A 13979-nucleotide genomic window follows, 5' to 3' on the forward strand; every position below is an offset into this window, starting at 1 on the left:
CGCCGTGGTAGCGCGGCTCTGCCGTCTGCACCGAAGAGGTCACTGGTTCGAACCCAGTATCGCCCACCAGTTTCGAGGCGCCGGCCCGGCGGCGCAGCGGGCAGGCTCACCCGTTTCGCGGTTTTCAAACGCGGCCTTCGCGGGGACGCCTAGACCAGCCGTGTGCGTGTCTCGCGTTGTCGCTCGGGCCGGCGCGTGCGACAACTAGCGTGCACAGCCATGGAGCCCTCCCCGCCCGGCTGGTACCGCGACCCCAAGGCCCCCGGGGGCAGGCGCTACTGGGACGGCCACGCGTGGGTCGACGTGGACGGCGTGGTGGACGGTCGTCCCGAGTCGGGTCCGCCGTCGTCGGGGTTGCGCATCGTCTCCCAACGGCGCGCCGAGCACGAGGCCCCTCCGGCGCCTAAGGCCAACGACGAGGTCGACAGCGAGTCGCTGCCGGACTGAGGCCACGCCTCGACCGTTTGCGGGGTTTCGGCACGCCGTCGATACGATCGCCGGGTTCGACTCCCACCCCCTGAGCGCCAGGAGCCACCCGTGTCCCAGATCAACGTCGTCCTCGTGCACGCCGACCGGCGTGAGGACCAGACGGTGACCACGGGCACCAAGGCCTGGGAGCTGTACCAGGACAACCCCGAGGTGATCGCCGCCCGGGTGAACGGGACGCTGCGCGACCTGGCCCATGAGATCGCCGAGGGTGACGAGGTGGAGCCGGTCGCGATCGACAGCGCGGACGGCCGGGACATCCTGCGGCACTCGACGGCACACGTGATGGCCCAGGCCGTCCAGGACCTCTTCCCCGACGCGAAGCTCGGGATCGGGCCGCCGATCGAGAACGGCTTCTACTACGACTTCGACGTCGAGACCCCGTTCGTCCCGGAGGACCTCGAGAAGATCGAGAGCCGGATGCGCAAGATCATCAAGGAGAACCAGCGCTTCTCGCGCCGGCCGGTCTCCGACGACGACGCGCGTGCAGAGCTGGCCGACGAGCCCTACAAGCTCGAGCTGATCGGGCTCAAGGGCTCGGCCGCCGACGCGGCCGAGGGAGCCAGCGCCGAGGTCGGTGCCGGTGAGCTGACGATCTACGACAACATCAACCGGAAGGGCGAGGTCGCCTGGAAGGACCTCTGTCGCGGACCGCACCTGCCGACCACCAAGCGCATCCCGGCCTTCAAGCTGATGCGCACGGCCGCGGCGTACTGGCGGGGCAACGAGAAGAACAAGCAGCTCCAGCGCATCTACGGCACCGCCTGGGAGAGCAAGGAGGCGCTCGACGAGCACCTCCACCGCCTCGAGGAGGCCGAGCGCCGGGACCACCGCAAGCTCGGCCGCGACCTCGACCTGTTCAGCTTCCCCGACGAGATCGGGTCGGGGCTGGCCGTCTTCCACCCCAAGGGCGGGGTGCTCCGCAAGGAGATGGAGGACTACTCCCGCCGTCGCCACGTCGAGTCCGGCTACGAGTTCGTCAACACCCCCCACATCACCAAGGGCCAGCTGTTCGAGACCTCCGGCCACCTCGACTGGTACGCCGACGGGATGTACCCCCCGATGCAGCTCGACGGCGACATCGACTACTACCTCAAGCCGATGAACTGCCCGATGCACACGCTGATCTTCCGTGCGCGCGGACGCTCCTACCGTGAGCTGCCGCTGCGACTCTTCGAGTTCGGCACCGTCTACCGCTACGAGAAGTCCGGCGTCGTGCACGGCATGACCCGGGCCCGTGGCTTCACGCAGGATGACGCACACATCTACTGCACGCGCGACCAGATGCGCGACGAGCTGGCCAGCCTGCTGACCTTCGTCCTGGACCTGCTCCGCGACTACGGTCTCGACGACTTCTACCTCGAGCTGTCCACGAAGAACGAGGAGAAGTACGTCGGCGACGACGCCACCTGGGAGGAGGCGACCCGCACCCTCGAGGAGGTCGCCACGGCCTCGGGCCTGGACCTGGTCCCCGACCCGGGCGGTGCTGCCTTCTACGGTCCCAAGATCTCGGTGCAGGCACGCGACGCCATCGGCCGGACCTGGCAGATGTCCACGATCCAGCTCGACTTCAACACCCCGGCCCGGTTCGGCATCGAGTACACCGCCGCCGATGGCAGCCGTCAGGAGCCGGTGATGATCCACCGCGCCCTGTTCGGTTCCATCGAGCGCTTCGTCGCCGTGCTGACCGAGCACTACGGCGGCGCCTTCCCTCCATGGCTCGCGCCGGTCCAGGTCGTCGGCATCCCGATCGCCGAGCGGCACAACGACTACCTCGCCGACATCGCCGCGCGCCTGAAGGCCGAAGGCCTGCGGGTCGAGGTCGACGACTCCGACGACCGGATGCAGAAGAAGATCCGCAACGCGCAGCTGCAGAAGGTGCCGTTCATGATCATCGCCGGCGACACCGACGTGGAGGCGGGTGCGGTGAGCTTCCGCTACCGCGACGGCCACCAGGACAACGGCGTGCCGGTCGACGAGGCGATCAAGCGGGTGGCAGAGGCCGTGGCACAGAGGGTCCAGGTGTGAGCGATCCCGGCGGCGTGGACCGCATGGGCTTCGAGGGGTTCGACCGTCTGTGGACCCCGCACCGGATGGCGTACGTCGCACCACGAGACCCGGTCGACGCCGGCTGCCCGTTCTGCGCGATGGAGGACCTGCCCGTCGAGCAGAGCCTCGTCGTGGCTCGCCGGGAGCACTGCTTCGCCGTACTCAACCTGCACCCGTACAACCCGGGACACCTGATGGTGCTGCCGCTGCGCCACGTCGCGGAGCTCGAGGAGCTCACCCCGGAGGAAGCAGCCGAGCTGATGGCGATGACCCAGCAGGCGATCCGGGTGCTCAAGGAGGTCAGCGGACCCCACGCCTTCAACGTCGGGCTGAACCTCGGTGGCATCGCCGGCGGCTCGCTGGCCGACCACCTGCACCAGCACGTCGTGCCCCGATGGTCGGGCGACGCCAACTTCATCACCATCGTCGGCGCCACCAAGACGCTCCCGCAGCTCCTCGCCGACACGCGCGAGCTGATCGCCGAGGCGTGGCCCGAGCAGGTCAGCTGACCAGGTAGGGGTGCTCCGCCGCCCGCTTCTGGAAGCTGAGGATCGCCGGGTTCTCGATCTGTCCTTCGCGGATCTCGATCGCCCGGCTGATCGTCTCGTCGCCGTCCCAGGCGCCCGGGCCGTTCATCACGATCGGGAGGAAGGGTAGGAGTGCCTCGCTGTTCTCCCAGGTCGCCGAGTTCCAGAGGTACGACGGGCTGTGGTCCACCGCGTAGTAGTCGATGGCGTTGCCGACGGTGAACATCGGCTCGTCGAAGGTCGTCGGCCGCGCCCACTCGAAGCCCATGCCCTCGTCGCACGACACGTCCACGATCAGACTGCCGCGCCGGAACCCGGCCAGGTCGGCCGAGGCGAGGTAGGTCAACGGAGCAGCGGTGTCCTGGAGCGTGCAGTTGACCACGATGTCGTTCTCGGCCAGGTATCCGGCGAGCGGCACCCGACCACGATCGGTGATCACGTGGCTGAGGTGGGGTGGCTCGGGGTCGTGGTCGAACTGCCTGATCAGCACCCGGTGGATCGGGGAGCCCACGGCGGCCACGCCCCGGTTGGTGAGGACAGCGACGTCGTGCACCCCGTGGGCGTTGAGGGCGGTCACGGCACCTCGCGCGGTGGCTCCGAACCCGATCACCACTGCGCTGAGGCGGCGGCCGTAGTCGCCGGTGAGGCCGGTGAGCTCGAGTGCCTGCAGGACCGAGCAGTAGCCGGCGAGCTCGTTGTTCTTGTGGAACACGTGCAGCCCCACGGCGCCGTCCACGGTCCAGTGGTTCATCGCCTCGAAGGCGATCAGGGTCAGCCGCCGGTCGATGGCCAGCTGGGTCATCACCGGGTCCTGCACGCAGTGCGGCCAACCCCACAGGACCTGACCCGGCCCCATCATCGCGACGTCCTCGTGCTGGGGCTTGGGCAGCACCACGACGTCGGAGCCCGTGAGGATCTCCTCGCGGCTCGCGAACCCGGCCACGAGGTCGGCGAGCTCGCTGTCGTCGTACCTGAAGCGGGAGCCGTACCCGTGCTCGAGCGTCATCCGCTGCCGAAGCGCGCTCGGGATCCGCGCGAGGTGCTCGGGGTGGAGGGGGAGCCTGTGCTCGTTCTCCTTGGTGGACGACCCGACGACGCCCAGGCTCAGCGGCGCCGAGGTCACTTCTTCTTGGGGTCGTGCAGGCGGTCGTGCTCGCTCTGGGCGTCAGCGCGCTTCTCGGCGCGCTTCTCCTTGATCGACTTGCCGGACTTCTTGGACATGGTCTTGCGTGGCGACTTGTCGCTCATGGGGACTCCCAGGTGGGAAGCCTGACTGGCTCCGTACTGCGACGGTACGCCCTCGCCGGTGTCGGTCCCGGGACGTGGGCCCGGACCCGGTAGCGTGCTCGCGACATGTTGGACCGGTTCAAGACCTTTTGGCAGGGCGTCATGCTGGCGCCCTTCGTCAACCTCTTCATCAGGCTCGGGATCAGTCCCGACGTCATCACGCTCGTCGGCACGGTGGGCGTGGCGGCGGGGGCGCTGATCTTCTTCCCGCAGGGCTACCTGCTGGGCGGCGTGCTGTTCATCACCCTGTTCATCTTCAGCGACCTCATCGACGGCGCGATGGCCCGCAAGACCGGCCGGGTCTCGAAGTTCGGTGCCTTCTTCGACTCGACGCTCGACCGGATCGGCGATGCTGCGATCTTCGGCGGGCTGGTGCTCTACTTCGCCGGACCCGGCGATGACTACCTCTACCTGTGCCTGAGTCTGTACTGCCTGGTGATGGGTGCGGTGACGTCGTACGCGCGCGCCAGGGCCGAGTCCCTGGGGATGCAGGCCAACCGCGGCATCGCCGAGCGGGCCGACCGCACCGTGGCGATCCTGGTGGCCGCCGGGGTGTCGGACTGGTGGAACCTGCCGATCCTCCTGGAGATCACGCTGTGGGGCCTGGCAGTCGCCATCACGATCACCGTGCTCCAGCGCATCTGGATGGTCCGCCAGCAGGCGATCGCCGGCGTCCCCGAGGCCTGAGGCCCGGGTACGGCGGAGCCCGCTGCCGGACGTAGCATTCGGGGTATGGCAGAGATCCCCTCATCGCTCCCGCAGAGCTCGCCCGAGACCGGCACCTCGCGCGTCAAGCGCGGCATGGCCGAGATGCTCAAGGGCGGCGTGATCATGGATGTGGTCACCCCGGAGCAGGCGAAGATCGCCGAGGACGCCGGCGCGGTGGCCGTGATGGCGCTCGAGCGCGTGCCGGCCGACATCCGTGCCCAGGGCGGCGTCTCGAGGATGAGCGACCCGGACATGATCGACGGCATCATCGAGCAGGTCTCGATCCCGGTGATGGCCAAGGCCCGCATCGGCCACTTCGCCGAGGCGCAGGTCCTGCAGAGCCTGGGCGTGGACTACATCGACGAGTCCGAGGTGCTCACCCCGGCCGACTACGCGAACCACATCGACAAGTGGGCGTTCACGATCCCCTTCGTCTGCGGGGCCACCAACCTCGGCGAGGCGCTGCGCCGGATCACCGAGGGGGCGGCGATGATCCGCTCCAAGGGCGAGGCCGGCACCGGTGACGTCTCCAACGCGGTGACCCACATGCGCACGATCCGGGCCGAGATCCGTCGGCTCGGCTCGCTCTCTGCCGATGAGCTCTACGTCGCGGCCAAGGAGCTGCAGGCGCCGTACGACCTGGTCGTCGAGGTCGCGGCGAGCGGCAAGCTGCCCGTCGTACTCTTCACCGCCGGAGGCATCGCCACGCCGGCCGACGCCGCGATGATGATGCAGCTCGGGGCCGAGGGAGTGTTCGTGGGGTCCGGCATCTTCAAGTCCGGCAACCCGGCCCAGCGGGCCGAGGCGATCGTCAAGGCGACCACCTTCTACGACGATCCCGACGTCGTCGCGAAGGTCTCCCGAGGCCTCGGTGAAGCCATGGTCGGCATCAACGTCGAGGACGTCCCGGCGCCGCACCGGTTGGCCGAACGCGGCTGGTAACGGCTGTCTGGTATAGACCATTTGAACCATTTGTCGGAAACAACCGCAACTGTCCGTTTTCCTGAGTCATCCTTCTCTCACATCGCAGGCTTTTGCGATCAACCCACCAGTCCCGGTGGGGTGCCGCCGCGGGGGAGGCACCTCATCGGGACGTTGGCTTTCCCAGGTCGTTTCGGAGCCTTTCGCAGGGTCGATCAGTCACTCGGCGCGCTGGCTCCAGTCCGGCAGCTGCTGCAGGGTCCAGGTGTTGCCGTCGGGGTCCGCGAACCTCACGAACCGGCCCCACGCCTGCTCGTCGACTCCGTCGGCAGCCACCCCGCGAGCGGTGAGGTCGGCGAGCGCGTCCTCGGCCGAGCCGACGACGGCCTGGAGGGCACGCAGGCTGCCCGGCTCCATCTCGCTGAGCCCCCGGCCGAAGGCGATCGAGCAGGCCGAGCCGGGCGGGGTGACCTGGACGAAGCGGATGTTCTCGTCGACGGTCTGGTCGTGGTCGACGGGCCAGCCCAGCGTGTCGCCGTAGAAGGCGCGCGACCGGTCGACGTCGCTGACCGGGAGGATGACGAGCTCGATGCGGTAGTCCACCATGGTGTTTCTCCTTGTCGGGTCGGTGTGACCTCACCCTAGGAACCCATCAGGAAGGGTTCGTTCCTGATGGCCGACCGATCCTCGGCACTCCTAGACTCGAGGCGTGTCCACGCCCACCATCGGAGTCCTCGCCCTGCAGGGCGACGTACGCGAGCACCTGGCCGCCCTCGAGTCACTCGGCTTCGCCCACCGCGCCGTACGCCGCCCGGCGGAGCTCGAGGCCTGCGACGCCCTGATCGTTCCCGGCGGGGAGTCCACGACGATGGCCAAGCTGGCGGGGATCTTCGAGCTGCTCGAGCCGCTCCGCAAACGGGTCGACGCCGGGATGCCGGTGCTCGGCACCTGCGCCGGGATGATCATGCTGGCCGACCGGGTCGAGGACGGCGTCGTCGGCCAGGAGACCATCGGCGGCCTGGACATCACGGTGCGCCGCAACGCCTTCGGCCGACAGGTCGACTCCTTCGAGGGCGACCTCGAGTTCGCCGGGCTGGACGAGCCGGTGCACGCGGTCTTCATCCGCGCGCCGTGGGTGGAGGCAGTGGGTCCGGGCGTCGAGGTCCTCGCCCGCGTCGGCAGCGGAGAGGCCGTGGGTAGGATCGTCGCGGTCCGGCAGGGTCCGCTGATGGCCACGTCCTTCCATCCAGAGGTGGGGCAGGACGTGCGCATCCACCGGATCTTCTGCGACCTCGTCGTCTCGGCGACCGGACGCTGAGGCACGCAAGGGAAGGAACGCGCTGATGTCAGGCCACTCCAAGTGGGCGACGACCAAGCACAAGAAGGCCGTCATCGACGCCCGTCGCGGCAAGATGTTCGCCAAGCTGATCAAGAACATCGAGGTCGCGGCCCGGATGGGCGGCGGCGACGTGGCCGGCAACCCGACGCTCTACGACGCGATCCAGAAGGCCAAGAAGTCCTCGGTCCCCAACGACAACATCGACCGTGCGGTCAAGCGCGGTTCGGGAGCCGAGGCGGGCGGCGCCGAGTACACGACGATCATGTACGAGGGCTACGGGCCCAACGGCGTGGCGTTCCTGATCGAGTGCCTCACCGACAACCGCAACCGTGCCGCCATGGAGGTGCGCACCGCGATGACCCGCAACGGCGGCTCGCTGGCCGACCCCGGCTCGGTGTCCTACATGTTCAACCGCAAGGGCGTGGTGATCGTGCCGACCGAGCAGGAGGGCAAGCACGTCGACGAGGACGACGTGCTGGAGGCGACCCTGGAGGCCGGTGCCGAGGAGGTCAACGACCTCGGCGAGTCGATCGAGGTCGTCTCGGAGGCCACCGACCTCGTCGCCGTCCGCACCGCCCTGCAGGCGGCCGGCATCGACTACGACTCCGCCGACGCCTCCTTCCTGCCGAGCATGCAGGTCGAGCTCGACCGGGACGGCGCCGGCAAGGTGTTCCGGCTGGTCGAGGCGCTCGAGGACCTCGACGACGTGCAGAACGTGTTCGGCAACTTCGACGTCTCGGACGAGATCATGGAGTCCCTCGACGCCTGACCGGCGTCGCGTGGCGGCGGCGGTTTCCCCGGGTGCCCGGGGAAACTGGTGCCGGGCCACCGATGATTCGGGCGACCGCCTCCAGGATCGCCCTCCCGCCCTGTCCGGTTCGTCCTCTCGCCCGACGTGCTCGGCTTCCCCGACCCAGGCGGTCGGGGGCGGCCTCGACGTCCGGCGTGCCTCCACCCGGATCGGGCGTACGCCGCCTAGCGTGGTGCGAACACCTGTTCGGACGACCGCGAGGAGCCAGCATGCGCGTGCTCGGCATCGACCCCGGGCTCACCCGCTGCGGCGTGGGAGTCGTGGAGGGCTCGGTGGGTCGACCCCTGACGCTGGTCGACGTGGGCGTCGTACGGACGGGTGCGGAGCTGCCGATCGAGCAGCGCCTGTGCCTGATCGAGGCCGGGTTGGAGCAGTGGCTCGACGCGACCCAGCCCGATGCGGTGGCGGTCGAGCGGGTGTTCAGCCAGCACAACGTCAAGACGGTGATGGGCACCGCTCAGGCGAGCGGCATCGCCCTGCTGGTGGCCGCACGGCGCGGCCTGCCGGTGGCCCTGCACACACCGAGCGAGGTGAAGGCAGCCGTCACCGGCAGCGGTCGGGCCGACAAGGCGCAGGTCGGCGCGATGGTGACCCGGCTGCTCCGGCTCGCCGAGACGCCGAAGCCGGCCGACGCCGCCGACTCGCTGGCCCTGGCCATCTGCCACATCTGGCGCGGGGGAGCGGCCACCCGGATCGAGGCCGCGATGGCGGCGCAGGGAGCAGCAGTGCAAGGAAGGGGACTGCGACGATGATCGCGTTCGTGCGAGGGCGGGTGGCCACTCTCGGCCTGACCTCGGCCGTGCTGGAGGTGGGCGGAGTCGGCCTCGAGCTCCAGTGCACGCCGGACACCCTGGCCGGGTTGCGCACCGGCACAGAGGCGACCCTGCCGACCAGCATGGTCGTGCGCGAGGACTCGATGACGTTGTTCGGGTTCGCCGACGAGGACGAGAAGCAGATGTTCGAGCTCGTGCAGACCGCCAGTGGGGTCGGCCCCAAGCTGGCCCAGGCGATGTTGGCGGTGCACCGACCCGAGACGCTGCGACGGGCGGTGGCCGGCGACGACGTCAAGACGCTCACCACCGTGCCGGGCATCGGCCAGAAGGGCGCGCAGCGCATCATCCTCGAGCTGCGCGACCGCATCGGCTCGCCCGGGCAGGTGTCGGGCCACGCCACCGCACCGAGCAGCCGCTCCCTCGAGTGGCAGGGCCAGGTGCAGGCCGGCCTGATCGGCCTCGGCTGGTCGACCAAGGAGGCAGACCGGGCCGTCGCCGACGTCGCGCCGGAAGCCGAGCAGATGGACACCCCCGACGTGGCCAGGCTGCTGCGGTCGGCCCTCCGCACGCTGAGCAAGGCCTGAGTCGATGAACGAGTCCGAGCTCGACGAGGCCGAGCTGGCCTACATGACCAGCCGCCCGCTCACCACGGCCGACGCCGACGGTGACGAACGCGTCGTCGAGGCGGCGCTCCGGCCGCGCACGCTCGCCGAGGTCGTCGGGCAGGAGCGCGTCCGCGAACAGCTCTCCCTGCTGCTCGAGGCAGCGCGTGCGCGGCAGCGGGTGCCCGACCACGTGCTGCTCAACGGCCCGCCCGGGCTCGGCAAGACCACCCTCGCCATGATCGTGGCCGCCGAGATGAGCGCGCCCCTGCGACTGACCAGCGGGCCGGCGATCACCCACGCCGGCGACCTGGCAGCGATCCTCTCCGGCCTCAACGACGGTGACGTCCTGTTCGTGGACGAGATCCACCGGATGTCGCGGCCGGCCGAGGAGATGCTCTACATGGCCATGGAGGACTTCCGCGTCGACGTCGTCATCGGCAAGGGGCCGGGGGCGACAGCGATCCCGCTGGAGATCCCGCCGTTCACCTTGGTCGGGGCCACCACCCGCGCCGGCTTGCTGCCGAGTCCACTGCGCGACCGGTTCGGCTTCACCGCACACCTCGAGTTCTACGAGCCCGCGGACCTCGAGAGGATCGTCCGCCGCTCCGCAGGGCTGCTCGACGTCGAGCTCCAGCCCGACGGCGCCTCGGAGATCTCCCGGCGGTCGCGGGGCACGCCGCGCATCGCCAACCGGCTGTTGCGCCGGGTCCGCGACTTCGCCCAGGTACGCGCCGACGGCGTGGTCACCCGCGACCTGGCTCGGGCAGCGCTCGAGCTCTTCGAGGTCGACGAGTCCGGACTCGACCGGCTCGACCGAGCCGTGCTCGACGTCCTCTGTCGGCGCTTCGGTGGCGGTCCGGTCGGCGTCAGCACCCTCGCCGTGGCCGTCGGCGAGGAGCGCGAGACCGTCGAGGAGGTCGCCGAGCCGTTCCTGGTCCGCCGTGGCCTGCTGGCGCGTACGCCGCGCGGACGGGTGGCCACCGCAGCCGCCTGGGCACATCTCGGCATGACCGCGCCGGAGAGCGCCTGGAACGCCGACCCGACGCTCTTCGAGACAGAGTCCGACTGATCCCGAGCCCGGGTGAGCCGGAGTCCGACTCCTCCCGTGATGCCAGTTACACTTCACCTTCGGTGCCTGACCGGACTTCGCCGCGCGATCTGGCCGGAGTCGGCGCACCCAAGGACCTTGTTCCCTCGTATTGGAGACGTGAGACGTGCCTGCCTACGCGCAGCTGCTCGTGATTGTCGCGGCGATGATCGCCTTCTGGGCCATCGTGATGCGCCCGGCGCGCAGCCAGCAGAAGAAGGTGGAGCAGCTGCAGCGGGACCTCGAGGTGGGGGACGAAGTCGTCCTGTCCGCGGGGATCTTCGGGACCATTCGCTCGTTGAGCGACACGCGGGCCGAGATCGAGGTGTCTCCGGGCACCGTCCTCACAGTGGCCCGCCAGGTCGTCGTACGCCGTGTCGAGGACCTGCCTGACTCCGCGGACTCCGCACCCACCGACCCGAGCGAATCGACCGGTCCCACCCAGGCCGAGGACTGAGGAGAACCAACACCGTGGCGAAGAAGACCCCCCGGCCGGGCCGGACGCTGCTCATCTTCGGGCTGGCGATCCTCGTCCTCTACGGGCTGGCCGCGCTCGGACAGACCTGGAAGCCTCGCCTGGGGCTGGACCTCGAGGGCGGCACCCGGATCACGCTGTCGGCGGTCGAGAAGGGCGTCACTCCCACGAAGCTCAAGCAGGCCGCCGCCATCGTCGAGGCGCGCGCCAACGGCAGTGGTGTCTCGGAGTCCGAGGTCTCCACCTCGGGTGACCGCAACATCATCGTCGAGATCCCCGGCAAGAACGCCTCCAACCTCGTCGACTCGGTCAAGCGCACGGCCCAGCTGCGCTTCCGCATCGTGGCCGGCTCGCCACAGCCGGGCCGACCGGCAGCCTCGCCCAGCGCGTCCCCGAGCCCGTCTGAGAAGGCATCTCCGTCGGCCACCCCGTCGAAGAAGCCCACCAGCAAGAAGAGCGCCAACCCGGCCTCGCAGAACCCTCGTCCGGCGCCGTTCGCCGCACCTCGGGCGACGACCAGCCCGTCGCCGGTCACTCCCTCGACACCGCCCGCCTCGCAGGCGCCGACGACCACCGCCAAGGGAGCCCCGGTGACCAACCCGGTCGCCTGGGCGCAGAACCCGGGGGAGGAGTGGCTGAAGAAGTTCGCCGCCTTCGAGTGCCCGGACAAGGGCAAGGCGGCCGCCCCCGTCGCTGACAACCCCAACCAGCCGCTGATCACCTGTGACGACAAGGGCCAGAAGTTCCTGCTGTCCAACGCCGTCATCGAGGGCACCGACCTCAAGTCGGCCTCCTACGGCATCCCGCAGAACGGCACGACGTACGCCGTCAACCTGTCCTTCAAGGGCAAGGCCCCCGAGGTGTTCGGCAAGGTCAGCACCCAGCTCCACGACAACAACGGCACCTTCGCGATCGTGCTGGACGGCCAGGTCGTCTCCTACGCCGGCGTCAACGAGCCGATCCTGGACGGCAACGCCCAGATCACCGGCGACTTCAGCGAGTCCGAGGCGCGCTCGTTGTCCAACTCCCTGAAGTACGGCGCCCTCCCGCTGCGGTTCAGCACCAGCGTCGAGACCATCGGTCCGTCGCTCGCCGGAGACCAGCTCTCCGCGGGGATCTACGCCGGCATCATCGGGCTCGTGATCGTGATGATCTACTGCATGATCTACTACCGCGGCCTGGGACTCGTGGTGGTCGCCTCGCTGATCATCGCCGGCATCGTGACCTACGGCGTCGTGCTCGTGCTCGCCAAGTCCGCCGGCTTCACACTCACCCTTCCCGGCATCGCCGGTCTGATCGTCGCCGTCGGCATCACCGCCGACTCGTTCATCGTCTACTTCGAACGAATACGTGACGAGATGCGCGAGGGTAGGTCCATGCGGGTGGCAGTCGAGACGGGTTGGGCGAGAGCCAGGAACACCTGCCTCGCCGCGGACGCCGTCTCGCTCCTCGCGGCGGTGGTCCTCTACATCTTCGCCATCGGGGTCGTCCGCGGGTTCGCGTTCGCGCTCGGCGTCAGCACCATCATCGACGTCGCGGTGTTCTTCTGGTTCACCAAGCCGACCATGACGATCCTGGCGCGCTACACGTTCTTCAACAGCGGCAGCCGCTTCTCGGGGCTGTCCCGCTCGTCGCTCGGCATCGACGAGGGACCGCACGTCCACGTCGCTGGAGGGAGGGCCTGATGGGCCGGCTCAGCAGGCTCGGCAACGACCTCTACGACGGTGACGTCTCGATCGACTTCGTCGGCCGCAAGTGGCTCTGGTACACCATCTCCGGGATCATCGTGCTGCTCGCCGTCGCGGGGCTCTACTTCAAGGGCCTCAACTTCGGCATCGAGTTCGAGGGCGGCGTCGAGTACAACGTCAGCGTCGCTGCGGGCGACGCCAACCAGGCCAACGTCGACAAGATCGCCACCGCCGTGGCCGACACCGGCATCGACGCGGCCGCCTCCCCGATCGTGAACACCTCGGGCGAGACGATCCGCGTGCAGACCGAGGGGCTCAGCAGCGACCAGGCCGACCAGGTGACGCAGGCGATCGCTCAGGCGGTCAACGTCGACGCCAAGAACGACATCTCGGCCACCGAGGTGGGCGCGAGCTGGGGTGAACAGGTCGCGAAGCGTGCGCTCACCGGCCTCGTCGTCTTCCTCGTCCTGGTGGTGCTGTTCATCTGGGCCTACTTCCGCGAGTGGAAGATGTCGGTGGCGGCCATCGTGGCCTTGGCGCACGACATCGTGATCACGATCGGCGTCTACGCCCTCTCGGGGTTCGAGGTCACGCCGGCGACGGTCACCGGTCTGCTGACGATCCTCGGCTTCTCGCTCTACGACACCGTGGTCGTGTTCGACAAGGTGCGCGAGAACACCAAGAACCTGAGCAAGGGCCGACGTACGTACGCCGAGCTGGCCAACCTCGCGGTCAACCAGACGCTGGTGCGGTCGATCAACACCTCGATCGTCGCGTTGCTCCCCGTCGGAGCGATCCTCTACGTCAGCGTCGTGACGCTCGGGTCGGGCGCGCTGAAGGACCTCTCCCTTGCCCTCTTCGTCGGCATGGCCGCCGGCGCCTACTCGTCGATCTTCATCGCGACCCCGCTCGCCGTACAGCTGAAGAGCAACGAGAAGGAGATCACCCAGCAGGACGCCCGCGCCAAGGCGCGCTCCCGCCGGGAGGTCGACCGCTACGCCAACGTGCCGTCGTTCTCCGAGGGGATGCCGGTGCACGACGAGGACGACGACGTCCACCCCGAGACCGACGAGACCACGGAGCGTCCGGCCCGGGCTCCCCGACGGCCCGAGGCCTCCGGCTCCGGGCGGGTGGTGCCGACGTCGAAGAAGCCGCTGGGCGGCACCGGCTCGGCCGGGCGCGCCCAGCCGACGCGCCAGCCGCGCTCCAAGCGCAACAAGTGA

Annotated in this window: 16 protein-coding genes; 13 read left to right on the forward strand and 3 right to left on the reverse strand. The window is 69.2% G+C overall.

Going from position 1 to position 13979, the window contains the following annotated elements; translation table 11 throughout:
* Positions 1–219: 219 nt before the first annotated feature.
* The 3 genes from H976_RS0109535 to H976_RS0109545 all read left to right on the forward strand — a co-directional run bounded on the left by H976_RS0109535 (position 220) and on the right by H976_RS0109545 (position 3044).
* Complete coding sequence (locus tag H976_RS0109535; protein WP_027861344.1) at positions 220–447, forward strand: DUF2510 domain-containing protein; 228 nt, start codon at positions 220–222, stop codon at positions 445–447.
* A 90-nt stretch (positions 448–537) separates the two neighbouring features.
* Entirely contained in the window at positions 538–2514 is a 1977-nt protein-coding gene (thrS, locus tag H976_RS0109540) for a threonine--tRNA ligase (protein ID WP_027861345.1), read from the forward strand.
* Positions 2511–3044, forward strand: coding sequence for an HIT domain-containing protein (locus tag H976_RS0109545; RefSeq protein WP_027861346.1), 534 nt, complete (start codon positions 2511–2513; stop codon positions 3042–3044). Before thrS ends, H976_RS0109545 begins: the two co-directional genes overlap by 4 nt.
* Here H976_RS0109545 and H976_RS0109550 read toward each other — a convergent pair.
* Entirely contained in the window at positions 3037–4185 is a 1149-nt protein-coding gene (locus H976_RS0109550; protein WP_027861347.1) for a N(5)-(carboxyethyl)ornithine synthase, read from the reverse strand. The genes H976_RS0109545 and H976_RS0109550 overlap by 8 nt on opposite strands.
* Positions 4182–4310, reverse strand: a complete 129-nt coding sequence (locus H976_RS30880) for a hypothetical protein (RefSeq protein ID WP_255337296.1) — start codon at positions 4308–4310, stop codon at positions 4182–4184. The genes H976_RS0109550 and H976_RS30880 overlap by 4 nt, the downstream gene beginning before the upstream one ends.
* Before the next feature lie 105 nt (positions 4311–4415).
* Between H976_RS30880 and pgsA the strand changes: the two genes are divergently transcribed.
* Positions 4416–5036: a phosphatidylinositol phosphate synthase gene (gene pgsA / locus H976_RS0109560; RefSeq protein ID WP_027861348.1), complete on the forward strand. Its 621-nt coding sequence runs from the start codon at positions 4416–4418 to the stop codon at positions 5034–5036.
* Between the two features lie 45 nt (positions 5037–5081).
* Positions 5082–5999, forward strand: coding sequence for a pyridoxal 5'-phosphate synthase lyase subunit PdxS (gene pdxS / locus H976_RS0109565; RefSeq protein WP_036225694.1), 918 nt, complete (start codon positions 5082–5084; stop codon positions 5997–5999).
* A 198-nt stretch (positions 6000–6197) separates the two neighbouring features.
* On the opposite strand, the gene H976_RS0109570 is transcribed toward pdxS, so the two are convergent.
* Positions 6198–6584 carry a glyoxalase superfamily protein gene (locus H976_RS0109570; RefSeq protein WP_036225696.1) on the reverse strand — a complete coding sequence of 129 codons (387 nt, stop codon included), beginning with the start codon at positions 6582–6584 and terminating at the stop codon, positions 6198–6200.
* Between the two features lie 103 nt (positions 6585–6687).
* Between H976_RS0109570 and pdxT the strand changes: the two genes are divergently transcribed.
* From pdxT to secF, 8 genes are all read left to right on the forward strand, one after another.
* Positions 6688–7296 carry a pyridoxal 5'-phosphate synthase glutaminase subunit PdxT gene (gene pdxT / locus H976_RS0109575; RefSeq protein WP_027861351.1) on the forward strand — a complete coding sequence of 203 codons (609 nt, stop codon included), beginning with the start codon at positions 6688–6690 and terminating at the stop codon, positions 7294–7296.
* Between the two features lie 25 nt (positions 7297–7321).
* Positions 7322–8086, forward strand: coding sequence for a YebC/PmpR family DNA-binding transcriptional regulator (locus H976_RS0109580; RefSeq protein WP_027861352.1), 765 nt, complete (start codon positions 7322–7324; stop codon positions 8084–8086).
* A 251-nt stretch (positions 8087–8337) separates the two neighbouring features.
* Positions 8338–8880: a crossover junction endodeoxyribonuclease RuvC gene (gene ruvC, locus H976_RS0109585; RefSeq protein ID WP_027861353.1), complete on the forward strand. Its 543-nt coding sequence runs from the start codon at positions 8338–8340 to the stop codon at positions 8878–8880.
* Positions 8877–9485 (forward strand): Holliday junction branch migration protein RuvA, encoded by a 609-nt coding sequence (ruvA, locus tag H976_RS0109590; protein ID WP_027861354.1) that lies wholly within the window; start codon positions 8877–8879, stop codon positions 9483–9485. The genes ruvC and ruvA overlap by 4 nt, the downstream gene beginning before the upstream one ends.
* Before the next feature lie 4 nt (positions 9486–9489).
* Complete coding sequence (gene ruvB, locus H976_RS0109595; RefSeq protein ID WP_027861355.1) at positions 9490–10575, forward strand: Holliday junction branch migration DNA helicase RuvB; 1086 nt, start codon at positions 9490–9492, stop codon at positions 10573–10575.
* Positions 10576–10720: 145 nt separating this feature from the next.
* A complete protein-coding gene (gene yajC / locus H976_RS25535; protein ID WP_051276608.1) occupies positions 10721–11050 on the forward strand; it encodes a preprotein translocase subunit YajC in 330 nt (109 codons plus the stop codon).
* A gap of 14 nt (positions 11051–11064) precedes the next feature.
* Complete coding sequence (gene secD / locus H976_RS0109605) at positions 11065–12753, forward strand: protein translocase subunit SecD (RefSeq protein WP_027861356.1); 1689 nt, start codon at positions 11065–11067, stop codon at positions 12751–12753.
* Complete coding sequence (secF, locus tag H976_RS0109610) at positions 12753–13979, forward strand: protein translocase subunit SecF (protein WP_027861357.1); 1227 nt, start codon at positions 12753–12755, stop codon at positions 13977–13979. The genes secD and secF overlap by 1 nt, the downstream gene beginning before the upstream one ends.

The sequence above is a fragment of the Marmoricola sp. URHB0036 genome (assembly GCF_000426045.1).
Classification (GTDB): Bacteria; Actinomycetota; Actinomycetes; order Propionibacteriales; family Nocardioidaceae; genus Marmoricola.